Below are 26,264 nucleotides of genomic sequence, written 5' to 3' on the forward strand. Positions count from 1 at the left end.
AACGCAGCCGCCAGATGCTGCGCACCGCGCTGGGGCCGCTGCTGCTGGCCCGCCTCGAAGACCCCGGCGTGGCCGAGGTCATGCTCAACCCCGATGGCCGTGTGTGGGTCGACCGCTTCGAAGGCGGCCAGTTCGACGCTGGCCTGACGGTCACGCCCGAGGACGCCGAACGCATCCTGCGCCTGGTGGCCCACCACGTCGCCGCCGAGATCCACCCCGGGCGACCGCGTCTGTCGGCCAAGTTGCCGGGCACGGGCGAGCGCTTCGAGGGCTGGCTGCCGCCGGTCGTGGCCGCACCGACCTTCGCCATCCGCAAGCCCGCCAGCCTCGTCTTCGCCTTCGACGACTATGTCCGCGACGGCGTGATGACGGAGCGGCAAGCCCAGGTCCTGGCCGATGCGGTGGATGCGCAAGCCAACATTCTCGTGGCGGGACCCACCTCCAGCGGCAAGACCACCCTGGTCAACACGCTGCTGGCCAGGATGGCGCGCACCGGCGATCGGGTGATCGTCGCGGAGGATCTGCCGGAGCTGAAATGCGCGGCCGAGAACCAGGTGGCGCTGAACAGCTGCGACGGCATGGTCAGCCTCACCGAACTCGTCCGCTCGGCCCTGCGGCTGCGGCCCGACCGTATCATAATCGGCGAGGTGCGCGGGCCTGAAGCGCTCGACCTGATCAAGGCCTGGGGGACGGGCCATCCTGGCGGCGTCGCCACCCTGCACGCCGGCTCGGCCCTAGGCGCGCTGCTGCGCCTGGAGCAGTTGGTTCAGGAAGCGGTGGTGACCGTGCCGCGCGGCCTGATCGCCGAGACCATCGACCTTATCGCCGTGCTCGCCGGACGCGGGCGAGCGCGACGCCTCATCGACCTTGTCCGCCTGGAGGGCCAGGCGCCCACGGGCGCCTACCAGCTCAGCCCCGCCTGAGACCCTAAGCCCCCCAACCCCCGACATTGCTCAAAGGAGATGGTCTCGTGTCCACGAGCCTTGCCTTGCCGCGCGCCTATGCGCCCGGCCTGCCCATCCGTGCGCGCCTTCGCGACCGGCTCCCCAACCTCAAGCCCTGGGTCGTCGCCGGCCTGGGCCTGGGCTTCACCCTGCTCAGCGCCCAGGCTCAGGCGGCCGGGTCGGGCATGCCCTGGGAAGAGCCGCTTCAGCAGATCCTGGAGTCGGTCGAAGGGCCGGTGGCCAAAATCATCGCGGTGATCATCATCATCGTCACGGGCCTGACCCTGGCGTTCGGTGAGACCTCCGGCGGCTCGCGCAAGCTGATCCAGATCGTCTTTGGTCTGTCGATCGCCTTCGCCGCCAGCTCCTTCTTCCTGTCGTTCTTCTCGTTCGGCGGCGGAGCGCTGGTCTGATGGCCGGCGATCGCGCCCTGGGGTTCGCGGCCCCCGTCCATCGGGCCCTGACCGAACCGATGCTCCTGGCCGGCGCCCCGCGCGCGATCGCCCTGGTCAACGGCACCCTGGCCGCGGCCCTGGGGCTGGGCCTGCGCCTCTGGGCGGTGGGCCTGGCCGTCTGGTTGATCGGCCATGGTCTCGCGGTCTGGGCCGCCCGCCGCGATCCCCAGATCTTCGAGGTCGGCCGCCGCCACGTGCGCCTGCCCGCGCACCTGGAGGTCTGAGCATGCTCGACCTTCGCGAATACAATAAGCGCCCCGCGCGCTTGGCCGACTTCCTGCCCTGGGTGGCGCTCGTCGCGCCCGGCGTGGTGCTGAACAAGGACGGCGGCTTCCAACGCAGCGCCGCGTTTCGAGGTCCCGATCTCGACAGCTCGACCGACGCCGAGGTCGCCGCCGTCGCCGCTCGCCTGAACGGCGCCCTGCGGCGGCTGGGGTCGGGCTGGGCGATCTTCGTCGAGGCGCGCCGCGACCCCTCAGCGGCCTATCCCGATAGCGCCTTCCCCGACCAGGTCTCGGCCCTGGTCGACGAGGAGCGGCGGGCCGACTTCCTCGGAAGCGGCGACCACTTCGAAAGCCGCTACTTCCTCACCCTGAGCTATCTGCCGCCGATCGAACGGCGCGGGCGGTTCGAGGGCCTGTTCATCGAAGGCCGCAGCGGCGTCGAGATCGACTGGCGCGCCGAGCTGGCCGCCTTCGTCGATCGCACCGATCGCTTCCTGGCGCTGCTCGACGGCCTGATGCCGAGCCTGGCCTGGCTCGACGATGCGGCCACGCTCTCCATGCTGCACGGGGCGGTGTCGACGGCGCGCCAGCGCGTGGCCGTGCCCGAGGCGCTGGTTCATCTCGACAGCCTGTTGGCCACCGAACCCCTGGCCGGCGGTCTGGAGCCGCGCCTGGGTGTTGCGCACCTGCGGGTGCTGACCCTGGTCGGGTTTCCGCCGGCCACGATGCCGGGCCTGCTCGACGACCTCAACCGACTGGCCTTCCCCTACCGCTGGTCGACCCGGGCGCTGTGCCTGGACAAGACGCTCGCCACCGGTCTGCTGACCAAGATCCGCCGCCAGTGGTTCGCCAAGCGCAAGTCGGTGCTGGTGCTGCTGCGCGAGGCCCTGACCCAGGAGCCCTCGGCCCTGGTCGACAACGACGCGGCCAACAAGGCCGCCGAGGCTGACCAAGCCCTGCAGGATCTCGGCGGCGACGCGGTGGCCTATGCCTATGTCACCGCCAGCGTGGTGGTCTGGGATGACGACCCGGCGCGGGCCGACGCCAAGCTCGCCCTGGTCGAGAAGGTCATCCAGGGCCGCGAACTCACCGTCATCCGTGAAAGCGTCAATGCGGTCGAAGCCTGGCTCGGGACCATCCCCGGCCACGTCTACGCCAATGTTCGCCAGCCGCCGCTCTCGACCCTGAACCTGGCCCACCTGGCGCCGATGTCGGCGGTCTGGGCCGGGCCGCACCGCAACCGGCACCTGGACGGTCCGCCGCTGCTCTTCGCCCGCACCGCCGGCTCGACCCCGTTCCGGCTGAGCCTCCATGTCGACGATGTCGGCCACACCCTGGTCGTCGGGCCGACCGGGTCGGGCAAGAGCGTCCTCCTGGCGATGCTGGCCCTGTCGTTCCGCCGCTATGCCGGCGCGCAGGTCTTCGCCTTCGACTTCGGCGCCTCTATCCGGGCGGCGGCCCTGGGGATGGGCGGGGATTTCCACGACCTCTCGGGCGAGAGCGGCAAGGCGCCGGTCCTGCAGCCGCTGTCCATGATCGACCAGCCCGAGGAACGAACCTGGGCGGCCGCGTGGCTGGCGGCGATCCTGGCGCGCGAAGGCGTGACGATCACCCCGACCGTGCGCGAGCACCTCTGGGCGGCGCTGGGCAGTCTGGCCGGAGCCCCGGCGTCCGAGCGCACCCTGACGGGCCTCGTCGCGCTGCTGACCAGTCCGCCGCTGAAGGCGGCCTTGGCGCCGTTCGTCCTAGGCGGACCGCACGGGCGCCTGCTGGACGGCGTCGGCGAGCATCTGGGCGAGGCCGACGTCCAGGTCTTCGAGACCGAGGGCCTGGCCCGGGCCGGGGCGGCGCCGGCGGTGCTGGCCTATCTCTTCCACCGCATCGGCCGGCGCCTCGACGGCCGGCCGACCCTGATCCTGATCGACGAGGGCTGGCTGGCGCTCGACGACCCCGCCTTCGGGGCCCAGCTGCGCGAGTGGCTGAAGACCCTGCGCAAGAAGAACGCCTCGGTCGTCTTCGCCACCCAGTCCCTGGCTGACGTCACCAGCAGCCCCATCGCCGCGGCGATCATCGAAAGCTGCCCGACCCGGATCTTCCTGCCCAACCCGCGTGCCTTGGAGCCGCAGGGCGCCGAGGCCTATGGGCGGTTCGGGCTCAACAGCCGCCAGATCGAGATCCTCGCCCGCGCCACGCCGGCCCGCGACTACTACCTGCAATCGCGGGTCGGCGACCGCCTCTTCGACCTGGGCCTGGGGCCCGTCGCGCTGGCCTTCTGCGCGGCCTCGTCGAAGGCCGATCAGGCCCTGATCGGCAAGATCCTGAAGAGCCACGGCAAGCGTGGCTTCGCCGCCGCCTGGCTGCGCGCCAAGCGCCTCAGCTGGGCCGCCGACCTCCTGCCGGGCGGATCGGCCGCTCCGGCGCCGATCTCCCCGGAGACTTCGTCATGACCCTCACGCGCCGCCGTCTGGCGGTGGCCGTGGCCGCGAGCCTGCTCGCCGCCGCGCCGGCCATCCCTTCCGTGGCCTTCGCCCAATTCACGGTCTTCGATCCGACCAACTACGCCCAGAACGTCCTGCAGGCCGCCCGCGCCCTGCAGACCATCAACAACCAGATCAGCTCGCTGCAAAACGAGGCGCAGATGCTGATCGGCCAGGCCAAGAGCCTGGCCAGCCTGCCGTATTCGTCGCTGGCCGCGCTCCAGGCCCAGGTCGATCGCACGCGTGACCTGCTGGCCGAGGCGCAAGGCCTGGCCTTCGACGTCAGCCAGATCCGAGAGGCCTTCCGCACCCAGTACGGCGCGGTGGACCTCTCGGCCAGCGATGCGGTCCTGACCCAGAGGGCTGACGCCCGATGGGGCGCGGCCGTGGCCGGCTTCCAGGATGCGCTCAAGGTGCAGGCCGGGGTCGTCGGCGGCATGGGCGCCAGCCGCGACCAGCTGGCCAATCTGGTGACCCAAAGCCAGGGCGCGGAAGGCGGCCTCCAGGCGGCCCAGGCCGGCAATCAGCTTCTCGCCCTCCAGGCCCAGCAGCTGTCGGATCTGCTCGCGCTCAGCGCCGCCCAGGGCAGGGCGCAGGCGCTCGAAGCCGCCGATCGCGCCGCCGCCCGCGCCGACGCCAAGGCCCGCTTTTCCAAGTTCATGGGGAGCGCTGGCACGCCATGACCCGATCCCTCGTCTGGGGGACCGTACTGATCATTCTGCTGGGCGCCGCTGTCTTGGCGGGCGGGGCGTCCCAGCCATCATCGACAAAGGCGCCGGCCGCCGCCTCGCGCGATCCGGACCTGGCGCGCTGCCAGGCGCTCGGCGAGGCGGGCGCTGCGGACGCGCAATGCCGCGCGGCCTGGGCGCGGTTCTTCGGCGGGGCCGCGTCATGAGCGACGTCGGCGTCATCGATCGCTTCTTCGACACCTTCAACCGGTACCTCGACAGCGGGTTCGGCTTGCTGGGCGGGGAGGTGGCGTTCCTCTCCACCACCCTGGTGGCCATCGACGTCACCCTGGCGGCGCTCTTCTGGGCCTGGGCCTCGAACGAGGACGTCCTGGCCCGGCTGATCAAGAAGACCCTGTATGTCGGGTTCTTCGCCTTCCTGATCGGCAACTTCCAGACCCTCAGCCTGATCGTCCTGAAGAGCTTCTCCGGACTGGGGCTGAAGGCCTCGGGCGCCGGGATATCGGCCGAGGACTTCCTGCGACCCGGCAAGCTGGCGGCGCTCGGCGTCTCGTCCTGCAAGCCGCTCCTGGAGGCGGCCGCCGAGCTGGGCGGCTTCCCGGGCTTCTTCGAGAACATCGTCCAGATCGTCGTCCTGCTCCTGGTGGCGCTCTTCGTCATCGTCGCCTTCTTCATCATCGCCGTTCAGGTCTTCGTGGTGCTGATCGAGTTCAAGCTGGTCACCCTGGCCGGCTTCGTCCTCGTGCCCTTCGGCCTCTTCGGACGTACCGCCTTCCTGGCTGAGAAGGTCCTGGGCAACGTCGTCGCCAGCGGCGTGAAGGTCATGGTGCTGGCCATCGTCGTCGGCATCGGCTCCTCGCTGTTTTCCGAATTCACCAGCGCCGCCGCCGGCCAGCCGACCTTGGAAGAGGTCCTGGCCATGGCCCTGGCGGCCCTGACGCTCCTGGGCCTGTCGATCTTCGGACCTGGCGTAGCCTCGGGCCTGGTGTCGGGCGCGCCGCAGCTGGGCGCCGGTGCGGCCGTCGGCACGGGGCTGGTCGTCGGTGGCATGGCGATGGCCGGCGCGGCCGCCGCCCAAATGGTCGCCACGGGCGTCGGCAGCTCCGGCGCCGGCGCGGCCGCCGCCGCCGCGGGTGGGGGACGCGCCCCGCCGGCTGGCGGGGCGGCCCCGGCCGGTGGTTCGCCGCCGAACCCGCCGCAAGGGGGCGGTGGGGCGGCCAGTTCGGGCGGAGCCTCCTCGCCACCACCGCCGCCTCCATCCGGCGGACCTAGCGGGCAGGGCGGTTCGAGCGCGCCCAGCGGCCCGAACACGCCTGGCGATGCGACCGACCAGCCCGCCTGGGCCCGCGATCTCGAACGTCGCCAGACCATGACCCATGGCGCGGCCATGGCCGTCCACGCCGCCGGCAGCGGTGACGACCACAGCGCCGGCGCGGCGCCCAGCCTTTCGGAGGACAGATCATGACCCTGCTCAAGGGACCCGCGCGCTATGGCGAGACGCCCGCGCCCGAAACCCCGTACCAGCGCCACGGCCAGGCCTGGGACGACCTGCTGGGCGCCGCCCGCGTCCAGGCCTTCAACTGGCGCCTGATGGCGTTGGGTCTGCTGACGCTGAGTGGCGGGCTCACCGCTGGGCTGGTGACCTTGTCCCTGCGGGGCGGGGTCACCCCCTGGGTGGTCCAGGTCGATCATCTGGGCGAGCCCCGGGTCGTCGCCCCCGCGATCCAGGGCGCGCGGCCGACCGACGCCATGATCGCCTGGACCCTGGCGCGGTTCATCACCGACGTGCGCACCATCTCCACCGATCCGGTGTTGATGCGCCAGGCCTGGCTGCGGGCCTACGACTTCACCTCGACGGACGGCGCGGCCGCGCTCTCCGACCATGCCCGGCGGGCCGATCCCTTCAGCCAGGTCGGCAAGACCCAGGTGACGGTGGCGGTGACCAGCGTGGTGCGCGCCTCGCCCGACAGCTTTCGCCTGGCCTGGACCGAGCAACGCTTCGCCGATGGCCAGCTGGTCGCCACCGAACGCTGGACGGCGATCCTGACCGTCACCCTGCGGCCGCCGCGCACCGCCGAGGGCCTGCGCAGCAACCCGCTGGGCGTGTTCGTCACGGCCCTGTCCTGGTCCAAGGAGTTCGGCGCATGACCCGTCTGATTTTTTCGGCGGGCCTTGCCTGCGCCCTGCTGTCCTCGACCGTCTGGGCGGGACCGAGAACTGTGGATCCGGCGCTGGCCACCCCAGCCGGCATGCAGCCCTTCCCCTGGTCGGACACCGGCGTCTATCCGGTGATCGCCATGCCAGGCCGGATCACCGACATCGTCCTGGAACCGGGAGAGGCGCTGGTCGAAACGGGCGCGATCGCGGCGGGGGACACCGCCCGCTGGACGATCGGCGACACGACGAGCGGGACCGGGGCGCAGCGCCGCGTCCATGTCCTGGTCAAGCCGACCGAGCCGGACCTGTCGACCAACCTTCTGATCAACACCGACCGGCGCACCTACTATCTGGAACTTCGCGCCTCATCCCGGACCTGGCAGGCCCAGGTCTCCTGGGTCTATCCGGTCAGCCCGCCGGTGCTGGTCGAGGCGCCGCCCGTGGCGGCCGAGCTTGATCTGTCGCGGGTCAATCGCGGCTACCGCATCGAGGGCGACCATCCGCTCTGGCGGCCGCTGGCGGTCTTCGACGATGGTCACCGCGCCTATGTCGAGTTCGGGCCGGGCGTCGTCCTGGACGACCTGCCGCCCCTCTATCGCCTGGGCGTCGACGGCAAGACCAGCGAGATCATCAACTACCACATCGAGGGGCGGCGGATCGTCGTCGAGCGGCTGTTCGATCGGGCTGAGCTGCGTTTCGGGATCAAGCGCCAGGCCCAGCGCGTGCGCCTGATCCGCCAGGCCGCCAGTGTGGAGGCGGTCCGATGAGCGACGAGCGCACCCAGGCCGAAGAGGCCATCGCCAAGACCCTGCGGCTGCGTGGATCGCCCGCGCCCGTGGCCCGTCTGTCGCGCCGCGCCCTGATCATCGGCAGCACCGCCATCGCCATCATCCTGTTCGGCGCCGTCAGCTGGTCGATGCTGGAGCATCGCCGGGCCGCCCCGCCGCGGGCCGAACCGCCGCCGGTGGCGACGCCGTCGGAACGGGTCACGGCCCTGCCGCGAGGCTATGCCGGCCCCGCCGGCGTGCCGGCGCTGGGGCCGCCACTGCCCGGTGACCTGGGGCGGCCCATCCTGGCGGCGCAGCGCGCGGGCGCGATGTCGGATGCGCCGCTGGCGTCGCCCTCGGAGGCGTCGGTTTCGTCGCCCGCCCCGCCGCGGGCTCCGGTCGATCCGGACCGCGAGGCGCGCGCGGTGGTGCGGCGCGCGGCCCAACAGAGTGGCCTCTTCGCGGCGGGGCGGGCTGATCGCGGCGGCCAGGCCTCGCCGGCCGTAAAGCCCGAGGTCGCCGGGCCAGACGCCAGGACGACGAGCGTGGAGCGTCTTCAGGCGCCGGCCTCGCCCTATGTGCTGCAGGCCGGCGCGGTGATCCCCGCCGCCCTGGTCACCGGCCTGCGGTCGGACGCGCCGGGTCTGGCCATCGCCCAGGTCACCCAGGACGTCTACGACAGCCTCGGCGGTGGCTTCCTGCTGATCCCGGCGGGCGCGCGGCTGGTCGGGGAGTATGAGGCGGAGATCCGGGTCGGACAGAGCCGCCTGCGGGTGGCCTGGACCCGGCTGATCCTGCCATCAGGCCGCTCCATCGTGCTCGACAAGCTCCCGGCCGCCGACGTGCAAGGCATGGCCGGCCTGCAGGATGGCGTCGATCGCCACAGCGGCCGGATCCTGGCGGCGGCGGGCCTTTCGACCGTGCTGGCGATCGGGGCCGAGACCGGCTCGTCGAGCGACGAGTCCAGCCTGGTCCGAGCCATTCGACGTGGCGGCGCCGACGCCGTCAGCGATGTCGGGCGCCAAGTCGTGGGCCGCAGTCTCGACCGCGCGCCGACCCTGACCATCCGCCCCGGGGCGCCGCTGCGCGTCCTACTCAGCAAGGACCTCGTCCTTGAGCCCTACCGCGTGGGAGCCCGTCCATGAATAAGCTGAAACTGCGTCCGCTGGAGGACGAGACCCCGGTCAAGATGACGGTGGACGTTCCGGCCGCCACCCACCGCAACCTCGTCGCCTACGCCCAGGCCCACGCGACCCAGACCGGCGGCAAGGCGGCCGAGCCGGTTCGCCTGATCGTGCCAATGCTCGACCAGTTCATGGCCACCGACCGCGCCTTCGTGCGCGGGCGGCGGGGGCGCGCCGAGTAGGCCGGGGCATCAAGGCGACTGTGCTTTGACGGGCGCGGTCCCTCGACGTTAGCCTTGGACATGGCCAAACCGCCCAAATCGTTGGATGACGTCGACTGGGAGACGGCCTCGCGCCACCTGATCGAGGCCTTTCCCGGCGCCAGCCTCGCCGAGGTCGTGGCTCGCGCCGAAATGGCGGCCGTCACGCTGGATCACGTGGGCAAGCCCCGCGAGGCGGAATCCATGCGGCGCGCGGCCCGGCACATCCGCAAGAAGGTCATGAACTAAGCCCGGCCGGGGCCGTGGCGAGGTGGTCTTAGGCCGTTTCGCCGCCCTCAGCCGGCGTGGGAGTGGGCGGCCGGCGCAGCGGGCTGGCGTTGAACTCGGCGATCCGAGCCACGCGTTCGGCATGGCGGCCTTGGGCGTCGATCTTCCGGAACGCCGAGACCTTGGCGAACACCGTCAGCATGGCTTCCAGGTTTTCCAGGGTCGGTTCGGCGTCGAACAGCGGACAAGTGACCTCGTCGTTCAGCGCGAAGCCGACCTTGCAGGGCGCCCCTGTGCGCTCCAGGCGAAGGTGGGCGGTCGGGTCCTCAAGACGCGGCAAGCCCCTTTGGTCCAGCCGCCACCAGTAGTCTTCGACCTCGTCGCCGTCTTCGGTACGCAGGGCGTGCAAGGTCGTCGTGAACCGCTGACAGTCGGACGAACAGACCTCCTGCAGTTCGCCCAGCAGCTGGTCGATGATCGGCATCAGAAGCATGCTCTGGACGACATCGGGGTAGGGATTGTCGGGATCGCCCGCCATCAGCACCCGCAGCAGCTCCGTGACGGCGGTCGGGCCGAAGGCCTGCAGGGCGACCAGCACGACATAGGCCTGGGCGCGCAGCAGCGGCTCGGATCTTTGACCGGCGTCTTCGGCGCGTTGGATCAGATAGAAGATGTTGGCGATGGCGTATTGGAGGGTCTCGGCCAGCTTGGCCTTGTCGAGGTCGGCGGCCCAGGGCCGCTGCGCGATCGAGCCGGCCGCGAACTCGGTGGCGATCAGCGCAAAAAGCGTCATGCCGTCCAGGTCGACTTCGCGCCGGGCGGCCCAGAACTCGGCCAGCAGCTTGGGGGCGACGAATTCGAGCCGGCCCCAGAACCGATCCTTGGCCGCTTTGACCCGGCCCTCCAAGCTCAGCGCCTGGGCGAACAAGCGCATGACGACCTGCGGCTGGCGCGACAGCATCCGCTCCAGCGTCACGCCGTCCCACAGCTGCACGACCGGCGTGGGGTGCGCCTGCTGCCAGCGCACCACCCAATCACGGGTGGGGTTGGTGAAGGTCGTGTTGGTGACGATGACGATGTAGTCGAGGCCAGGCTCGCCCAGCGCGTTGTTGACCGCCGCCTTGACCTGGTCGGCCTCCAGCGTCTTGGAGCGGCCCTTGCATTCGAACCACCATCGCTTGCGGTCCATGTCGCCAGCCGGGGTGAGCGCATAGAAGGCGGCGGCCAGGTCGCGGCCGCCATCAGCGGCCCCGCCGCCCGTGCCGCCGACCCGCCATTCCAGGTCCTGCGCCCCCATGGCGTCGAGCAGCCAGTAGACGCATTCCTCCAGGTCCTTGCCCAGCAGGGTGTCGAACCGGATCTCCGAGGGGATCACCCACGGCGTGTCGCCGTCGGCCGCCGCTTCTTCGGTCATGGACTGCAGGTCTCGTTGGCCGAGTCGGCCTCGGCGTGGGAGGCAGGATGTCGAACCTGGCCGAGGGCTTCAACGGCCCGCTCGGCTAGGCGTCGAGTTGCTGACGCAGCTGGGCGATCTTGCGTTTGACCCCGAGCTTGGGGTCGGCGGCGACCGCGGCCTCGTAGGCGGTCAGGGCGGCGGCGATGTCGCCGTCCGCCTCGTAGCCTTCGGCGCCGTAGCGCAAGAGACGGGCTTTGTAGGCGGGATGCAGGTCCGGATTGGCCATGGCGCGGGCCAGGCCGTCCTTCCAGCGGCGGGCCAGGGCGGCGTCGACCTTGCCGCCGGCCTCGCGCAGCAGCGTCTCCAGCACCATCGGCTTGCCGGCCGCCAGGCCGTGTTCGATCCAGGCCTCGCGGTCGATGAACGTCCCGTCGAACCCGAAGGCGAACTCGCCGCCGTCGCGCTGGCGCAACCGAAGGGTCCGGGTCTTGGCGTCGAACTTGTAAGTGTCGGCCCAGCCGATCTCGGGTGAGAAACGGGTGATCAGCGCGCCTGCAGCCAGGTCGAAGACGAACAGCTGGTTACCGTCTGCGTTGGGCGCGTTGGCGGTCTGGGCGACCGCATAGGCGCCGTCGGGCGACAGGCCGTTGTTGTAGAGGTTGGCTTCGACGGTGTGGGCGACCAGGGCGCGGCCGTCGGCGGCGAAAGCGCAGACCCGTCCGCACAGGAGGCCCTGGCCGAACATCCAGTCGTTCAGCACGAAGACGCCGGTGTTGGCGACCCGGCCATCGTGGGGACGCTCCAGGCGGCCTTCGGCGATCACCTGTCCGCCGTCTAGAAGGACATACCGGCCAGGACCGTCCTCGCGCGGGCCGCTGCGGTGCGCGTCGGGGTCGGCGTCCGACCACACCAGGACGAAGCGGCCGTTGGGGGATTTGGCGAACTGGCCGTAGAGGTCGCGGCTGTGAACCCTGGCCGACCTCTTGGTCACGAACTTCAGGTCGTCGTCGACCTCGGGCGCGACCTTGGCCGGTTCGCCGAACAGCTTCTTGAACATCATCCCCCCGCCGCGTTCGGTCGGGCCAGCCTTCGCGGCGGCGTCGCCGCGTGATTAAGCTGGGCCATGGCCTACAAGTCCGCCGACGAGATCCTGAAGCCCGACAGCCGCTTCGACAACCTCTGCGTGCCTGAGGGCGAAGGCCTTCGGTTCATGACCATCGCCGACCATCACCAGATGATCGAGGAGGTGGCCCTGGCCGGCGCGGCGCCGGCTGAGGTGCGTGACGCCTACGACCGGGCGCGCAACGCCATGCTCTACGCCTTCTTCGACTACGACCTGTTCGTGGTCGGCGAGGTCCAGGCGTTCGGCGCCTTCGAGCTGGCCTTGAAGCATCGCCTCAACGGCCACGGCCTGCAGCAGAAGGGCACCTTGCGCAATCTCGTCGACCGGGCGCGCAAGGCTGGGGTCTTTCCCAAGCTCGTGCCGGGCGCCTCGATCCTCGACGACCAGGTCGAGGTGATCATCCTGCTGCGCAATGCGCTCGCCCACGGTAATTCCGAGATCCATCCGCCCGGCATGGCGTTGCGGACGCTCGAACTCTGCGCCTGGGGGATCGACACGGTGTTCCCGCTGCAGATCGCGGCTGACGGCGCCTAGCCGCGATTTTGCATCGAGACCGATCGACTGGCGCGGTGCAGACTGAGGCGACGGTTCAACAGAGCGCGCGGACCCATGAGGCCCTTCTTCGATCCGCAACCCGATCCGGACGGCGTCACCGCCATGGACATGCTGGTCATCGAGCCGGTGCTCGGCATGGGCGACGGCTACGTGCTGAATTTCAGCGACCGGACCTTCAACGCCTTCGTGGCGCGGCATTTCAACGTCGATGTCACCGCGCCGATGTACACGGGGCGCGGGCCGTCGAAGGCCAATCGCCTGCGGGCGCTGATCTACGCCTTTACACCCGAAGCCCAGGCCGAGGTGCTGCAGGCCTTCCTCAACCATCGTCGGACGCTGGAACGCGAGCACGGCATGGAGCCGCTGGAGCCGGGCTTGGCGGAGCGATACCAGGCCATCGTCGCGCGGCTGGCGCGGGATGCGGCCGATGCGCCGAACCTGGAGATCGAGCGGTTCACCGACGACGCCACCTTGAACGCCCTGGCCGACGCGATCGAACGCGACATCGCCGCCAACGCGCCGCACGCGGCCCTGGACCGGCTGCACACCTACTGCATGAAGAAGTTCGCCGCGCTCTCCGAAGCGGCCGGGCTGGCGGTGGTAGAGCACGAAACCCTTCAGGGCCGGGCAGGGCGGTACATGAACGCTCTGCGTCAGAACGGCGGCCTGGACGAGATCTCCCACAAGATCGCCAAGTCCACTGTCCAAATCTTCGAGCAGTTCAACCACGTGCGGAACAACAACAGCCTGGCCCACGACAACGATCTCTTGAAGCGCGCGGAGGGCCAGTACGTCCTGGAAACCGTGTTGAGCCTGCTGCGCTTCGTCCGGGCCTTGGATGAGAAGGCCTTCGGCCGCTAGCGCTGGAGCGGCCCAGAGGCCATGCCGGCCCCGCCGGCTAGCCTTGCTCAGCTTGATCGGAGGCGGCGGACGCGCCGTTCGGCGGAGCTTCGTCGCGGGCGGCCTGCTTGAACGGGCGCGCGAACCGCAGGGTCAGGAAGGTGGTCAGCGCCAGGACAACGGCGATGTCGTAGAGGCCGTAACCGACGGCCGCGCCCATCGCCCCGGTCGCCCAGAGGCTGGCGGCCGTCGCTGTCCCCGACGCGCGCGCGCCTTGTTTCAGGATTGCGCCGCCGCCGATGAAGCCTACGCCGGTGATCAGGCCTTCCAGGATCCGGGCCTGGGCCGACGAACCCCGGCCCAGCACGGCGATGCCGACCAGCACGAAGCCACAGGCGGCGATGGCGACCAGCGGGAACGTCCTGATGCCGGCGCTGCGCTCCTCGTGCTCGCGGTCCCAGCCCACCGGCAAGGCCAGGATGAAGGCCAGGGCCAGGTTGAAGATGTGGTTGGCGGTTTCCCACAAGGCGGTCGGATCAACCTTCATGGCCAGCAGGCATCTCCCAAGGGGGCGGTCTTGTCGCCATACTTTGACAGAAACCGCCGGGCCGAGCGCCACTATATGGCCTCGCGCGAGTTCTTAAGTGTTCGGCAGTCCTGGCGGGTTCCGTAGCCCGCCGCCATCGTCCAAGTGCAGCCTGTGCAAGGAGCATGCGCATGACCGATCCGACCTCCGCCGCCCGCCACGAGGGCGGTCTGCTCTGCCCCGTCTGTCGCGTCGATCTGGTCATGACCGACCGACAGGGGATCGAGATCGACTATTGCCCCAAGTGCCGAGGCGTCTGGCTGGATCGCGGTGAACTCGACAAGATCATCGAGCGCAGCCTGGCCTATGAGACGCCGCCGCCTCAGCCGGCTCCGACTCCGCGTCCGCAGGCGCCAGAATACGGCGGTCCCTGGGAAGGGGACTACCGGGGCGGCCACGATCGCGGCGGCCACGGCGGCAAGCATGGTGGCAAGCACGGTGGCGGGCATGACGGCGGCTACGGCGGTGGCCATGGCCGGCGTCGCGGCTTCCTGGGCGGGCTGTTCGACTAGATCAGCTCTTCCGGCAGTGGCATGAGGCCGCTGCCGGGCGTGGGCCCAGGCCACGCTCGCGGCGGCACCCGGCTCTTCAGGTCACCGGCGTTTCCTGCGGACGCTCGGATGTCTCATGGCTTAGGGGCGCGCACCATGAAACCGGCCGCGCGCCCGCCTGGAACCGTGAAGTCCCGCGACGAGAAGGTGTTGCGGGTGAAGGTCTTCAGGCCGATGGCGCTGGGCGGGTAGGGGCCTTCGACATGCAGGTTGCGCCACCGTTTGGAGGAGCGTGTGTAGCCTCCGGCCGATTGTTCTTCGCCGCCGCTGCTGTACCAGCTGGAGGAGGGGACCTCGATCATGTGCTTGTGCAGCACGCCACGCCAAAATTGCCCGCCCACCGGATCGATGAACCATAGCTCGCCCATGCCGTAAGCGTGCGCCCACTTCTCCCAGGGACGGACCGAATAGCGCGTGATCTTGAGGCCCCCGGCGAGAGGCTCGGCGCCGGCCAGGACCTCCGGCTTGATCAGGCCGAGCCAGACGACCGGCACGCCGGCGGACATGTAGGCGCGGGTCCGGCGGTCGATCTGCTCGAAATTGAGCGGCGTGTGCTGGACCTCCAGCGCGATCCGCAGCTGGCCCGGCGGCCGCCAGACCAGCACATCGGCGCGACGGTCTCCGTCCCCCGACAGCACCTCGGCCTCCACCGAACAACTGAGGCCCTGAGCGACGAAGGCGTCGTGCAGAAGCAGCTTGGCCTTGAGGTGCGCCTGGGTCTAGCCAGAAGCCCAACTGCACGTGACCGGCGGCTTGTGGGCGAAGTTGTGGGCGACCAGCGCCCCTTTACGGAGGATCACCTGGGTCTTGCAGTTGGGGCAATGGAACACCGGACCCTTCTGGGCGACCCAGGCGGTGATGTGCTGATCGCCTTGCAGCGCCACAAGCATGGCTGGGCCTCCCGATGCGCTCCGTCATCGAAGGTTGAGTCCAGGGCTATGGCAACGCTTGGAGGGTCGATATTTAAAGCCTGTTCGGACGTCCTGGGACCCGGCGGCGATAGCCACCGTCGCCACGCCGGCTTGGGGCTCCGCCCCCAGCGCGCGTCGGATCGGCTTCCGCCCAGCTTCGGCCCCTTCGGGGCCTGCAGCCGGGTCCCCGCGAAGCCGCCCCTCTGCTTGCACCCCCGGTCTCGCCGACGGGCAAGGGTTCGATGTCGAACCCCTGCGTTGAGGATGAGGATCATGGGACAAGCCGCTGATGACCTTGAGCCCCGCATCTATGTCGCCTGTCTGGCCGCCTATAACAGCGGCGTGCTGCACGGCGCCTGGATCGCGGTCGAGGACGAGGACGCCGTCTGGGCCGCGATCCGAGCGATGCTGAAGGCCTCGCCCGAGCCGATGGCCGAGGAGTTCGCAATCCACGACTACGAAGGGTTCGGCGGCGTCGAGATCGCCGAGTACGCCGGCATCGCCAAGGTCGTGGAGACCGCCGCCTTCCTGAGGGCGCGGGGGGAGTTGGGCGCCTTGGTGCTGGCCGAGGTCGGGGGCGACCTGGACGCGGCGGGCGCGGCGCTCGACGACCAGTATCACGGGGTTTTCGCCAGCCTGGCCGACTACTTCCAGGCGATGACCGAGGAGACCACGGTCATTCCGGAAAACCTGCGGCTCTATATCGACTACGAGGCCATGGCCCGCGATGCGCGGCTGAATGGCGAGGTCTTCACGGTCCAGATCGCGCACGATGCGGTGCATGTGTTCTGGACGCGTTAGGCGCGGGGCAGAGCCTTCACCACAGCGACGACCACGGCGGCGGCCGACAGGGCCAAGGCGGCGAGGCCCGCCCAGCCAGTGGGCGTCAGCAAGCGGGCGGTCGGGCGGGAGCGAGCGGGCATGCCCCATCATAGGGCGCCGCTTCGACCTTGGGCAGGCGTCGTCGCGCCTAGGGCGGTCTAGGCCTCGCGGGCGAGCTTTTCGGCCAGGTCCATCAGAGTGCGATCCAGCTCAGGGCGAATGGCGACGGTCTCCATGAGCACCACGGCTTCGCCCTGATCGAACATCGTCTCGATCAGGCCGTCCTTGGGCAGCTTGAAGCCAGGGTAGCGGTCCTTCACGGCGTCTACCGCCCAACGGTGCATCTGCTTGCCGTGGCTGCCGTCGTGCGCCGAACCATCACGGTTCATGGCGTAAAGGGTGTGGCCGCGCTGTTCGAAATGCAGGTGGTCTTGGGTGTTGGGCACGTGCGCGCGATGGAAGATCACCGCGCGGCCCTTGCCCAGGTCGAAGCGCCGACCACTTTCCTCCAGATAGCGCAGGGCTTCCACGGCCTCGGCGTCATTCGTGTCGAAGTAGTGGAAGATGAAATTGTCGGGGACGCTGATTTCGCTGTAGCGCAACTTCTGTTTCTCGCGGTGGGTTTCCGACAACCTAGGCGAGGTTGTGGTGCTTGGCCATGTCGGACCGCGCTTGAGGAACGCGGCCGCCCCGCGCCTTAGTGGGACTGGGTCGCCCTGAGCTCGGCGACCAGCCCGGCATGGGCGCTTTCCGCCTCGCTCCAGTCGGTGTGGTATTCGGTCCGGACGAGTTCGCTCGCCTTGAAGACCGCCGTCTCGAACAACACCGGGTGAGGGCTGGACGGCGATTCATCGAGCCGTTGGTCGAGTCCCGCGAAGACCGTGGAGACCGTCAACTGCGCGTTGACCCGTGACTTGGCGACGACGCGTGTTCCGCTTTCCAGGGCCGCGCGCATCCAGGCCTCCCAGGTCGCCGGATTGGGCTCGGGCTTGGCCGTCTTGCCATCGAGAATATAGGTCAGGGTCATCGCGGGGGAGCCTAGCAGAAGTTGCGGCTACGGCGAGCCCAGGACATGTCACCGGCGTCGGCGCCGCGGTCCTGCAGGGTCGAGAGCACGTCACCCAGGTCGTGCAGCTTGTAGGCGACGAGGTGGACGACATCGCCCTCGCGCTGGATGCGGCCTTCCACGCCCAGCAGGTGGGCCGACAGGGCCACGCGGCGCTGCTTTTCGTAGAGCGTCTTCCAGATCACCAGGTTGGCGACGCCGGTCTCGTCCTCCAGGGTCATGAACATCACGCCCTTGGCCGTGCCGGGCATCTGCCGGACCAGGACCAGGCCTGCCGTCCGGACGAACTGGCGGTCGCGGCCGCTCGCCGCCGCCTGGCAGGGCTTGTAGCCCCTGGCCTCCAGCGTCCCGCGCAACAGGGCCAGCGGATGGCGGCGAAGACTGAGGCCGACATGGCCGTAATCCTCGACGATCTCGCGGCCCTCGGTCATGGCCTTCAGCGTGGGCGCCGGTTCGTTGAGCTCGGACGCATCGGGCTGGTCGAAGAGGGGGAGGGCGGTGTCACGCAGCCCCTTGATCCCCCAGCCGGCTTCGCGGCGCGCCAGGCCCAGGCTGGGGCGAAAGGCGTCGGCTTCGGCCAGGCGCGACAGGGCTCCGGTCCCGACCTGGGCGCGCCGCCAGACATCGTCGATCGAACGGTAAGGGTCTTCGGTCCTGGCCAGGACCACGCGGGCCGCGTCGGCTTCGGCCAGCTTGCCGACCATCCGCAGGCCCAGCCGCACCGCAAGGCCGCCGTCACCCGTCTCCTCCAGGGTGCAGTCCCAGCGTGAGGCGTTGACGCAGATGGGACGCACTTCCACCCCATGCTCGATGGCGTCGCGGACAATCTGGGCCGGCTGGTAGAAGCCCATCGGCTGGCTGTTGAGCAGGGCCGCGCAGAAGACCTCGGGGTGATGGCACTTCAGCCAGGACGAGGCGTAGGCCAGGAGGGCAAAGCTGGCGGCGTGGCTTTCCGGGAAGCCGTAGGAGCCGAAGCCCTCCAGCTGGGCGAAGGTCTGTTCGGCGAACTCGACCGGATAGCCGCGCTCGACCATGCCGCCGACCAGCTTGTCCTTGAAGTGGCTGACCCCGCCCGTGAACTTGAAGGTGGCCATGGCCCGGCGCAGCTGGTCCGCCTCGCCGGGCGTGAAGCCGGCGCACTCGATCGCCACCCGCATGGCCTGTTCCTGGAAGAGCGGCACGCCCAGGGTCTTTCCCAGCACCTTCTCCAGCTCAGGCTTGGGGAAGGTCACCGGCTCCTTGCCCTCGCGGCGGCGAAGATAGGGATGGACCATGTCGCCCTGGATCGGGCCAGGCCGTACGATCGCCACCTCGATCACCAGGTCGTAGAACGACCGAGGCTTCAGGCGCGGCAACATGGCCATCTGCGCCCGGCTCTCGATCTGGAAGACGCCCAGCGTGTCGGCCCTCCGGATCATGGCGTAGGTGCGCGGGTCTTCAGGGGGGATGCTGGCCAGGTCGAGCGCAATCCCCTTGGCGTCCTTCAAGAGGTCCAGTCCGCGCTTCAGGCAGGTCATCATCCCCAGCCCCAGCACGTCGACCTTCATGAACTTCAGCTCGTCGATGTCGTCCTTGTCCCATTCGATGATCTGGCGGTCTTCCATCCGCGCAGGCTCGATCGGCACCAGTTCGTCGAGTCGGTCCTGGGTCAGCACGAAGCCGCCGGGGTGCTGGGAGAAATGACGCGGGGTGTTGAGCAGGAGCTGCGCCAGCTCCAGGGTCAGGCGTAGGCGCCGGTCCGAAAGGTCCAGGCCCATGTCGCGGGCGTGCTTTTCCTCGATGTCCTCGCGGCTGAAGCTCCAGATCTGGCTGGAGAGACCCTTGGTCATGTCCTCGGGCAGGCCCAGCACCTTGCCAACGTCGCGCACCGCGCCGCGCGGCCGAAAGCGCTGGACCACGGCCACGATGGCAGAGCGGTGGCGACCATAGGTCTCGAAGATCCACTGCATCACCGTCTCGCGGCGGGCGTGCTCGAAATCGACGTCGATGTCCGGCGGCTCGTCGCGTTCGGCGCTGACGAAGCGCTCGAACAGCAAGTCGTTGCGCTCGGGGTCGATGCTGGTGATGCCCAGCACGTAACAGACCGCCGAATTGGCCGCCGAGCCGCGACCCTGGCACAGGATGTCCTGGCTGCGGGAATAGCCGACGATGGAATTGACCGTCAGGAAGTAGGGCGCATAGCCGAGCTGGCCGATCAGCCCCAGTTCGTGGTCGAGGATCTTGCGGACTTCCGGCGTCACGCCGTCGGGGAAGCGCTGGGCCGCGCCCTCCCAGGTCAAGCGCACCAGGGTTTGCTGGGCTGTCTCTCCGTCGGCGACCACTTCGCGCGGGTACTGGTAGCTGAGTTCGGATAGCGAGAACTGGCAACGGGCCGCGATGGCGACGGACGCGGCGACGGCGGCCCGATGGCGCGGAAACAGCCGAAGCATTTCGGCCGCGGCCTTCAGATAGCGGTCGGCGTGACGGTCACGCCGGAAGCCGACATCGTCGATCGTGGTGTTTTCGCGGATGCAGGTGACGACGTCCTGCAGCAGGCGGCGGTCCTTGTCGTGGAACAGCACCCGGTTGGTCACCACCGGCTTCACCCCGGCCGTAAGCGCCAGGTGCTCCAGCTCGTAGAGACGCAAGGCGTCGCCGGGCCGTCGGCGCAGGGTCAGGGCCATGTGGGCGTCGGCGCCGAAGATCGCCGAGAGGCGCGAGAGCTGCTGGGCGCAGACCTCGTCGGCGTCCTCGGGCACGAGGATGGCGATCAGGCCCTCGGCGTGGGCGGCCAGGTCGGCGTGGTCGAGATCGCATTCGCCCTTGCCGGCCCGGGCCTTGCCCAGGCTCAGCAGGCGGCAGAGCCGGCCATAGGCGGCGCGATCGGTGGGATAGACCAGGACCGTCATGCCATCGCGCAGGACCAACTCGCAGCCGACGACCAGCCGCACGCCGGTGTCCTTGGCGGCGATGTGGGCGCGCACCATGCCCGCCAGGCTGTTGCGGTCGCAGATCGCCAGGGCGCGATAGCCTAGGCGCTGGGCCTCGTCGAAGAGTTCGCCCGGCGAGGACGCGCCGCGCAGCAGCGAGAAGTGCGAGGCGCACTGCAGTTCGACATAGTCGCCGAGATCCTCCGGGACTGGGTTCGTCATCCGAATACCCCGGCCATGAACCAGCGCTGGCTACCGGTGGCGGCGTCCTCGCCGTCACCGTCGCGGTAGATCCAGTAGCGCTGGCCGCCTTCGTCCTCGACCTGGAAGTAGTCCCGGCTGCGGGCCAGCTCGGCGTCGGCCCGCCACCATTCCCCGAACACCCGCTCAGGGCCGTCGGCCCGCCGCACGCGCCGGCGCGATCCGCGCCAGGTGAAGAAGGCCGGCGGCTGGTCAGGCAGGAGCGCGACCGTCTCGATGGGCTCGGGGCGGGGAAAGAAGCGGGTGGGCCTTGGCCAATCGACCGGCCAGGAATAGGCGACGGGGCGCTCGATGGCCGGGGCCTTGCGGACACTGCGCTCGGGGATGTCGCTCTCTGCGCTGGCCAGGCGGTAGACCGAGTCCGGACCCAGGCGCGCGGCCAGGGTGTCGATCAGACCCGCCAGATCGGCGACTGCCGGCTTGTCCCCACCCAGCCGCGCCTCGTCCTGCCGGTAGGCCAAGGGCTCGGCGCCCGGTGCAGCCAGGACCATCTTGTCGACCCCGAAGCCCGGATCGACCATCTCCAGCTTCTCGCAGAGGAGCTTGGCCAGACGGCGCGCGTCCCGGGCCGGGGTCGACAGGCCGATACGGGCGCTCTCGATCCGGTTGTCGACCCGGTAGAACCAGGCGTCGATCGACTTGGCCCCCAGGTTCAGGGCCTCCAGCGTGGCGCACAGTTCGACCGTCAGTTCGGTCAGATAGCGCGCCATGGTCTCGGGCGCGCCGATCGGTTCGGCGAAGATCTTGGCCGCACGTGGAGTTTCGGGGGCGAAGACCGGTTCGATCGGTTCGCGTTCGCGGGCGAAGGCCTGGTCGAGGCGGCGGATCGGCTCCAGGCCAAAGCGATGGGCTAGCGGCCCCGTGGCCGTCGCCTCCAGCTCGCCGATGGTGTCGAAGCCGGGCTTGGCCAGGGCCTGGACGAGATCCGGCGGCAGGCGCAGGGCCGCCACCGGCAGGTCCCTCAGCTGGACGCCCAGCGCGCCCGGCGGCACGACGAACACCGAGCGGCGCGAATAGCGCGCCAGGGCGTGAGCGCCGCCCCAGCTGTCGGCGATGGCCAGGGTGGCGGTATAGCCGGCCTTGGCCAGGCGCTGGCGGATATTGACCAGCATCTTCTCCTCGCCGCCGAAGAGATGGGTGCAGCCGGTGGCGTCGATGACCAGACCATCGGGCGGGTCCGGGGCCACGGTCGGCGAATAGAGGCGCTGGGCCCAGAGGGCCAGGCGCTGCAGGGCGGCGTCATCCCCGGCGGCGTCGAGATCGTGCAGCACAAGACCTGGGACCATGGCGGTGGCATGGGCCACGGCCTGGCCCAGCCGCAGGCCGGCCTTGGCGGCGGCGAGGTTCATGTGCGCGATCGCACGGCGGCGCCCGACCCGTCCGACCATGACGACCGGAATGTCAGGCGACGGCGCGGCCTTGCCCTGCATCCGCGCCAGCCGGTCGGTAGGCCAGCGGGGCAGGAAGACGGAGATGACCCTTTGCGTCACAGGCTTCTAGCTCGATGTCGAAGGCGTCGCCGGCCTTGCAGCGGAGGAGTTCTAGGAACCAGCGGGGGCGACCCACGCCGGGAACGGAAGGGGGCAGTGGAGAGGAGGGCAGGGTGGAGACCCGCCAGCGAGTTTCCGAGGCCGTCGGCTGGCCAAGGTCCGCCGCGTCGGCGATCCGCCGCCATCTTCGGACCGCGATGGCGATCTGCCCGCTCTTCTCGGCCGCCAGCTGCAGCCGGCGCGAGGCGGTCATGGAGAGCTTGCCGACCTCGCCGATGACCCCGGCCAGGCCCGGCCAGCGCAAACCTTCCTCCATGGCCGCCAGGACGCCGGCCTCGTCGCCCGCGTCCGCGAAGATCACCCGGCTGGGCGGCAGGCCGGCCTGGGCCAGCGACGGGGCGAAGAGATCGGCCTGGCGCCGGCACCAGAGAACCTCACCCTGGGCGCGGGCCAAGATCCCGGCGGCGAACCGGGCGGCCGTGGCGCCATAGAGCGCTTCCTCCGCGCCGCCGGCCACCTCGTGCAGCGCGCCCAGCGCCAGGCCGCCGCCTGGCAGGCGCGCGTCCAGCGGCGGAACGCCGAACGGCAACACCGCCCGGGTGACGCGATCCTGGGTTTCCAGGGCGCGGACCTTGCGGCGGAGGGCATCGAGGGCGGCGGGATGAAGGGCTGCTGACATGTTTGGAAGAACGACCTTGTTCCAGCTTTGTTCTCTTCGGCGTGCGGGAGTCAACGGGGCCATGGGTGCGGCGCAGGCGCGCGCCCACCGCTAGATCCAGACGCGGCAAGGGTTTGAGCGGAATCAGAATTTTTCAGCGGCGACCGAAGGTGACGTACCTTGGCAGCGCCGTCTGCGACCCTCGATCGCTAAACGGCGCCGTGCGCGCTAGAGTGGCGCGGGGGGAGCGTCATGGATGAGGATGAGCCTGAGGACGGCCGCCCGGTCTGGCGGGAGTGGCAGGGCTGGATCGGCTGCGCGCTGGCGGCGGTCATGCCGACGGCCATCCTCACCAGCCTCGTCCAGCGGATCGAAGGCAGGACCGAGCCCTGGTTCGTGCCGGGCCTGTTCATCGGCGTCTTCACGCTGATGGTGCTGGCCGCCAGGCCTTGGACGATGCGCTAGGCAGATCATCCTCGTGGACTTGGACCGCGAGCGCCGCGGCCGGGTCATGCAGGTCTCTGCCACGGCGACCGAAGCTGACGTAGGCGGGCGGTCCTTCTCTTTGTCAGCGGCTCACGGGCCGCCCGACCCCTGGCGGTGGCGGCCGGTCGAAGACCCGCTTGGGTTGCTGGCTTGACTGTGACTAGGGGGCTGGCCAGAAGTGGCCAGAATGGCCTGTGGGATCGCTTGAAAAGACAATGACGCTCGATGTCCGCGGCAGCATCAAGAACACCAAGCTCAGCAAGAATCCCTACGTGGTGTTCGAGGAGCTGATCTCGAACGCCATCGATTCCTACCTGATCCGCAAGCACGACGATCCGACCGCGCCCAGCCTCAGCATCCGGGTCGACGTGGCGTTTCAGAAAGTCGATCTGCTCGACGATCGGGATGTGATGACCATCACCTGCGCCGACAACGGCTGCGGGCTGGGAGAGGCCCAGCTGAAGGCCTTCCTGACCAAGGACACGTCGTACAAGGACGACCTGACGATCTCGGGAATCGGCAAGTGCAAGGGCGCGGGTCGTATCCAGTTCTTCCACTATTTCGCCGGCATGGCGATCGACAGCACCTTCCGCCGGGATGGGCAGGTGTTTCGTCGCTGGATGACCTACGACGAACGTCAAAAGCAGATCGAGGCCGACGATTTCGCTGAGGACGCTGGCGACGCTTCGAAGATCGGCACGACCATCCAGCTGCTGAACTTCAAGGATGCCGCACGGGTTCGCCTGCCGCCCAACGCGCTGCTCAGCGCGATGTTCTCGGCGGCGGCGCTGAAGAAGCAGATGCTGCTGGCCTTCCTGCAGCGCCTGGTCGGCCTGTCTAGCCAGCTTGGCGATTTCGAGATTGTCTTCTCGACCACCCATTGGGCCCAGCCCGACCAGACCGAAGTTCTTCGGCGCCAGGACCTGCCGGTCGTCACGGCCGTGCGGGAAGTCCAGGTCGAAGAGCGCGACCCGGACACCGGCGGCGGTCTGGGGACTTTCCAGACCTTCAGGCTGTCCCACTATCGGCTGGATGCTGCATCGTTCGGCCTGAAGCGTAACGCCATCGCGTTCTGCGCCAAGTTCTCGCCGGTTCGCGACATCACCAACCGATACCTGCGCAGCAAGACCGAACAGAACAATCCCGTCGGCGGCTACAATCACATCGTCCTGATCGAGAGCGACTTCCTCGACCAGCACGTCAATGAGCAGCGCGACAACTTCGAGGATATTCCCGAAGAACTTGAGGCCGGCGGGCTCTTTGGCTCCGAGCGGGTGTCCTACGAGACGATCCATGCCGCCATCGATCCGGTGATCGACGCCATGGTGATCCCGGGCGACTGGAAGAAAGAGGACGTGGTCAAGGAGATCACCGACAAGTACGGCGTCACCGAGGACATGCTGCAAGAGACCTCCACGCGGGTGGTCTACGGCGAGTCAGCCCAGAAGATCGTCGATCGGGTTCTGAAGAAGTACCAGGAAAAGGTCATCGACGAGACCGCCGAGATCTACCGCCTGAAGGAAGAGATTGTCGCGGCCGAGCCGGACTCCGCCGATTTCCGCAAGAAGATCAGCGAGATTTCGTGGAAATATACGACGTCGCTGAAAAACTTCGACATGGCCAACCTCTCGCAGCTCGTCGTGCGGCGCGCCTGCATCGTCGAGGTTCTGGCCCTGGCCTGCGGGCGAAACCTGTCGGTGCAGAACCTGGATGACGGCGCCCGACGCAAGGACGAGCGGATCATCCACAGCATCTTCTTTCCGATGCGCCAGGACAGCACCGAGGTCACCGACCACGACATCTGGCTGCTGAGCGAGGAATATCACTACTACGACTACATCGCCTCGGACATGCCGCTGGCCAACATCGTCTGGAACAGCGACGAGAAGGTCTTCGAGAACGACATCGATCAGGCCTTCAAGGACCTGCTGGCCCGCCGCGCGCAGGACCACGGCGCCAAACGGCCTGACATCGCGCTGTTCAGCAAGGAAGGCTCGGCGATCATCGTCGAGTTCAAGGCGCCGGGCGTGTCGATGGACGACCACGTCGGCGACCTCAACCAATATGCCCACCTCCTGGCGGCCAAGTCGGGCGGGAGGATCAAGAGGTTCTACGGCTATCTCATCGGCGACACGCTGGATCCATTGCGGCTCAACGGCTGGACGCCGTTCCCTACCGGCAAGGGCTGGTTCAATTCCGACAATCTCATAGACCCGACGACACGCACGAAGCTGGGCGAGACCTACTTCGAGATCCTGCACTTCGACGATGTCGTGGATCGCGCCCGCAAGCGCATCGGCGTCTACCAAGACAAGCTGAAGTTCAGCATCCCCAAGTAGCCGCAGACCGCGCTGGAAAGGACCTCGCCGTGGACTCGCCCTTCGTCAGCGATGAGCATCGCGAGGCCTTCGCGCGTTACGGCCGCGCCCACTTCGCGATCCAGACCCTGGAGTACGAACTGGTCAACACCTACAGCGTCCTGAGCCTGCTGCCCGAGCGCAACGGGGTCGAGGACGCGGCCTGGGAAGGGCGGGTGGACGACTTCTTCGACACCAGCTTCACCCACACCTTCGGGACCATGCTGGGCAAGATCAAGAAAACGGGGCGCCTACCAGCGGAGCTGCTGGCGCGGCTGGAGGCGTGCAAGCCCGAGCGCGACTTCCTGGTCCATCGCTTCTTCAGGTTCTACATCGAGGGCGGAGCGCCTCCAGATCAGCTCGAAGCCGCGATGATCGCGCGCAGCGACGCGGCCTGCGATGTCTTCATGGCCCTGAACCGGGACCTGGAGGCCTTCAGCCATGGCATGGCCGAACGCTTCGGGATCACCGCGCAGATGATCGCCGACGAGATCGAAGCCGACCAGACCGCCCGCCAGCGGTCTGGCGACGTCTAGATCGGCGCCGAGCGGCCCAGGATCTCGATCTTGCGGGGTGGGTCGTCTTCGACCGCTCTCCAGACCGCGTCGATGAGCAGGCCCTGGTAGGCCTCCAGCGCGGTCATCGCAGGCGTGTGCTCCAAGGCCATGGTCAGAACCGCGCGGGCGGCGACTAGGGCAAGGTCGCGCGTACGTTCAGCATCATCGTGGACGCCGATCGCGGCCAAGGCGGCGCGACGGGTCCAGCCGTCCAAAGGCCCGGTCAGTTCCGCGACCAACGTCGGGCCTTCGATCGTGCGTCGGACGCAGAAGCCGAGCGCGAGCACGCCACGGCGCGAGACCGCGCGCCAGTAGTCGATGGGCTCTAGGCTAGGTTCCTGAGGCAGGGTCATGTCCGGCTTAATAGCGTT

The 26,264-nt window shown here is 69.0% G+C and carries 29 protein-coding genes and 1 pseudogene; 19 read left to right on the forward strand and 11 right to left on the reverse strand.

Annotation, left to right across the window (positions count from 1 at the left end; translation table 11 throughout):
* Positions 1–14 precede the first annotated feature (14 nt).
* From trbB to CSW60_RS21050, 12 genes are read left to right on the forward strand one after another with little or no spacing between them, the layout of a single operon-like run.
* The gene (gene trbB / locus CSW60_RS20995; RefSeq protein WP_004620338.1) at positions 15–923 is read left to right on the forward strand and encodes a P-type conjugative transfer ATPase TrbB; all 909 of its coding nucleotides are present in this window, start codon (positions 15–17) and stop codon (positions 921–923) included.
* 47 nt (positions 924–970) lie between these two features.
* Entirely contained in the window at positions 971–1,357 is a 387-nt protein-coding gene (locus CSW60_RS21000) for a TrbC/VirB2 family protein (RefSeq protein WP_004620336.1), read from the forward strand.
* Positions 1,357–1,623 (forward strand): VirB3 family type IV secretion system protein, encoded by a 267-nt coding sequence (locus tag CSW60_RS21005; RefSeq protein ID WP_004620335.1) that lies wholly within the window; start codon positions 1,357–1,359, stop codon positions 1,621–1,623. The genes CSW60_RS21000 and CSW60_RS21005 overlap by 1 nt, the downstream gene beginning before the upstream one ends.
* 2 nt (positions 1,624–1,625) lie before the next feature.
* Positions 1,626–4,070, forward strand: coding sequence for a conjugal transfer protein TrbE (gene trbE, locus CSW60_RS21010; RefSeq protein WP_004620334.1), 2,445 nt, complete (start codon positions 1,626–1,628; stop codon positions 4,068–4,070).
* Positions 4,067–4,783, forward strand: coding sequence for a P-type conjugative transfer protein TrbJ (trbJ, locus tag CSW60_RS21015; RefSeq protein ID WP_004620332.1), 717 nt, complete (start codon positions 4,067–4,069; stop codon positions 4,781–4,783). The genes trbE and trbJ overlap by 4 nt, the downstream gene beginning before the upstream one ends.
* Positions 4,780–4,995 (forward strand): putative entry exclusion protein TrbK-alt, encoded by a 216-nt coding sequence (gene trbK-alt / locus CSW60_RS21020; RefSeq protein WP_004620330.1) that lies wholly within the window; start codon positions 4,780–4,782, stop codon positions 4,993–4,995. The genes trbJ and trbK-alt overlap by 4 nt, the downstream gene beginning before the upstream one ends.
* Positions 4,992–6,254, forward strand: a complete 1,263-nt coding sequence (gene trbL / locus CSW60_RS21025) for a P-type conjugative transfer protein TrbL (RefSeq protein ID WP_004620328.1) — start codon at positions 4,992–4,994, stop codon at positions 6,252–6,254. The genes trbK-alt and trbL overlap by 4 nt, the downstream gene beginning before the upstream one ends.
* Positions 6,251–6,937: a conjugal transfer protein TrbF gene (gene trbF / locus CSW60_RS21030; RefSeq protein WP_004620326.1), complete on the forward strand. Its 687-nt coding sequence runs from the start codon at positions 6,251–6,253 to the stop codon at positions 6,935–6,937. The genes trbL and trbF overlap by 4 nt, the downstream gene beginning before the upstream one ends.
* Positions 6,934–7,713, forward strand: a complete 780-nt coding sequence (trbG, locus tag CSW60_RS21035) for a P-type conjugative transfer protein TrbG (protein ID WP_004620323.1) — start codon at positions 6,934–6,936, stop codon at positions 7,711–7,713. Before trbF ends, trbG begins: the two co-directional genes overlap by 4 nt.
* Positions 7,710–8,858 (forward strand): TrbI/VirB10 family protein, encoded by a 1,149-nt coding sequence (locus CSW60_RS21040; protein WP_004620322.1) that lies wholly within the window; start codon positions 7,710–7,712, stop codon positions 8,856–8,858. The genes trbG and CSW60_RS21040 overlap by 4 nt, the downstream gene beginning before the upstream one ends.
* Complete coding sequence (locus CSW60_RS21045; protein ID WP_004620319.1) at positions 8,855–9,079, forward strand: DUF2274 domain-containing protein; 225 nt, start codon at positions 8,855–8,857, stop codon at positions 9,077–9,079. The genes CSW60_RS21040 and CSW60_RS21045 overlap by 4 nt, the downstream gene beginning before the upstream one ends.
* A 60-nt stretch (positions 9,080–9,139) precedes the next feature.
* Positions 9,140–9,346 carry a hypothetical protein gene (locus CSW60_RS21050; protein WP_099539016.1) on the forward strand — a complete coding sequence of 69 codons (207 nt, stop codon included), beginning with the start codon at positions 9,140–9,142 and terminating at the stop codon, positions 9,344–9,346.
* Between the two features lie 28 nt (positions 9,347–9,374).
* On the opposite strand, the gene CSW60_RS21055 is transcribed toward CSW60_RS21050, so the two are convergent.
* Together CSW60_RS21055 and CSW60_RS21060 are read right to left on the reverse strand one after the other, a co-directional pair.
* Positions 9,375–10,739: a restriction endonuclease gene (locus tag CSW60_RS21055; RefSeq protein ID WP_004620314.1), complete on the reverse strand. Its 1,365-nt coding sequence runs from the start codon at positions 10,737–10,739 to the stop codon at positions 9,375–9,377.
* Positions 10,740–10,824: 85 nt separating this feature from the next.
* Positions 10,825–11,781 (reverse strand): hypothetical protein, encoded by a 957-nt coding sequence (locus tag CSW60_RS21060; RefSeq protein WP_004620313.1) that lies wholly within the window; start codon positions 11,779–11,781, stop codon positions 10,825–10,827.
* 63 nt (positions 11,782–11,844) lie between these two features.
* Between CSW60_RS21060 and CSW60_RS21065 the strand changes: the two genes are divergently transcribed.
* On the forward strand, positions 11,845–12,378 hold the full coding sequence (locus tag CSW60_RS21065; protein WP_099539017.1) for a hypothetical protein: 534 nt from the start codon (positions 11,845–11,847) through the stop codon (positions 12,376–12,378).
* Positions 12,379–12,453: 75 nt separating this feature from the next.
* Positions 12,454–13,260: a hypothetical protein gene (locus CSW60_RS21070; RefSeq protein WP_004620309.1), complete on the forward strand. Its 807-nt coding sequence runs from the start codon at positions 12,454–12,456 to the stop codon at positions 13,258–13,260.
* A gap of 37 nt (positions 13,261–13,297) precedes the next feature.
* Here CSW60_RS21070 and CSW60_RS21075 read toward each other — a convergent pair whose 3' ends face one another.
* Entirely contained in the window at positions 13,298–13,786 is a 489-nt protein-coding gene (locus tag CSW60_RS21075) for an MgtC/SapB family protein (RefSeq protein WP_004620306.1), read from the reverse strand.
* Between the two features lie 170 nt (positions 13,787–13,956).
* Here CSW60_RS21075 and CSW60_RS21080 point away from each other — a divergent pair, with 170 nt between their 5' ends.
* Positions 13,957–14,337, forward strand: a complete 381-nt coding sequence (locus tag CSW60_RS21080; RefSeq protein WP_004620304.1) for a zf-TFIIB domain-containing protein — start codon at positions 13,957–13,959, stop codon at positions 14,335–14,337.
* A gap of 113 nt (positions 14,338–14,450) precedes the next feature.
* Here the strand turns inward: CSW60_RS21080 and CSW60_RS21085 are convergent.
* Positions 14,451–15,266 (reverse strand): annotated as a pseudogene (locus tag CSW60_RS21085) (competence protein CoiA).
* Between the two features lie 294 nt (positions 15,267–15,560).
* Here CSW60_RS21085 and CSW60_RS21090 point away from each other — a divergent pair.
* A complete protein-coding gene (locus CSW60_RS21090; RefSeq protein ID WP_004620301.1) occupies positions 15,561–16,088 on the forward strand; it encodes an antirestriction protein ArdA in 528 nt (175 codons plus the stop codon).
* Here the strand turns inward: CSW60_RS21090 and CSW60_RS24270 are convergent.
* From CSW60_RS24270 to CSW60_RS21115, 6 genes are all read right to left on the reverse strand, one after another.
* Positions 16,085–16,210: a hypothetical protein gene (locus tag CSW60_RS24270; protein WP_255409018.1), complete on the reverse strand. Its 126-nt coding sequence runs from the start codon at positions 16,208–16,210 to the stop codon at positions 16,085–16,087. The two genes, CSW60_RS21090 and CSW60_RS24270, sit on opposite strands and share 4 nt — an antisense overlap.
* Positions 16,211–16,267: 57 nt before the next feature.
* Positions 16,268–16,711, reverse strand: coding sequence for a hypothetical protein (locus tag CSW60_RS21095; RefSeq protein WP_099539019.1), 444 nt, complete (start codon positions 16,709–16,711; stop codon positions 16,268–16,270).
* A 95-nt stretch (positions 16,712–16,806) separates the two neighbouring features.
* Entirely contained in the window at positions 16,807–17,136 is a 330-nt protein-coding gene (locus CSW60_RS21100) for a hypothetical protein (RefSeq protein ID WP_004620297.1), read from the reverse strand.
* Positions 17,137–17,147: 11 nt separating this feature from the next.
* Positions 17,148–20,306, reverse strand: coding sequence for an error-prone DNA polymerase (locus tag CSW60_RS21105; protein WP_004620295.1), 3,159 nt, complete (start codon positions 20,304–20,306; stop codon positions 17,148–17,150).
* Positions 20,303–21,835, reverse strand: coding sequence for a DNA polymerase Y family protein (locus CSW60_RS21110; protein ID WP_035017355.1), 1,533 nt, complete (start codon positions 21,833–21,835; stop codon positions 20,303–20,305). The genes CSW60_RS21105 and CSW60_RS21110 overlap by 4 nt, the downstream gene beginning before the upstream one ends.
* The gene (locus CSW60_RS21115) at positions 21,747–22,514 is read right to left on the reverse strand and encodes an ImuA family protein (protein ID WP_004620292.1); all 768 of its coding nucleotides are present in this window, start codon (positions 22,512–22,514) and stop codon (positions 21,747–21,749) included. Before CSW60_RS21115 ends, CSW60_RS21110 begins: the two co-directional genes overlap by 89 nt.
* Before the next feature lie 231 nt (positions 22,515–22,745).
* Between CSW60_RS21115 and CSW60_RS21120 the strand changes: the two genes are divergently transcribed.
* The 3 genes from CSW60_RS21120 to CSW60_RS21130 all read left to right on the forward strand — a co-directional run bounded on the left by CSW60_RS21120 (position 22,746) and on the right by CSW60_RS21130 (position 25,872).
* The gene (locus CSW60_RS21120; RefSeq protein ID WP_004620290.1) at positions 22,746–22,958 is read left to right on the forward strand and encodes a hypothetical protein; all 213 of its coding nucleotides are present in this window, start codon (positions 22,746–22,748) and stop codon (positions 22,956–22,958) included.
* A gap of 236 nt (positions 22,959–23,194) precedes the next feature.
* Positions 23,195–25,318, forward strand: a complete 2,124-nt coding sequence (locus CSW60_RS24190) for a hypothetical protein (RefSeq protein ID WP_004620288.1) — start codon at positions 23,195–23,197, stop codon at positions 25,316–25,318.
* Positions 25,319–25,347: 29 nt separating this feature from the next.
* On the forward strand, positions 25,348–25,872 hold the full coding sequence (locus CSW60_RS21130) for a hypothetical protein (protein ID WP_004620286.1): 525 nt from the start codon (positions 25,348–25,350) through the stop codon (positions 25,870–25,872).
* On the opposite strand, the gene CSW60_RS21135 is transcribed toward CSW60_RS21130, so the two are convergent.
* The gene (locus tag CSW60_RS21135; protein WP_004620284.1) at positions 25,869–26,246 is read right to left on the reverse strand and encodes a hypothetical protein; all 378 of its coding nucleotides are present in this window, start codon (positions 26,244–26,246) and stop codon (positions 25,869–25,871) included. The two genes, CSW60_RS21130 and CSW60_RS21135, sit on opposite strands and share 4 nt — an antisense overlap.
* Between the last annotated feature and the right edge of the window lie 18 nt (positions 26,247–26,264).

The sequence above is a fragment of the Caulobacter sp. X genome (assembly GCF_002742635.1).
Classification (GTDB): Bacteria; Pseudomonadota; Alphaproteobacteria; order Caulobacterales; family Caulobacteraceae; genus Caulobacter.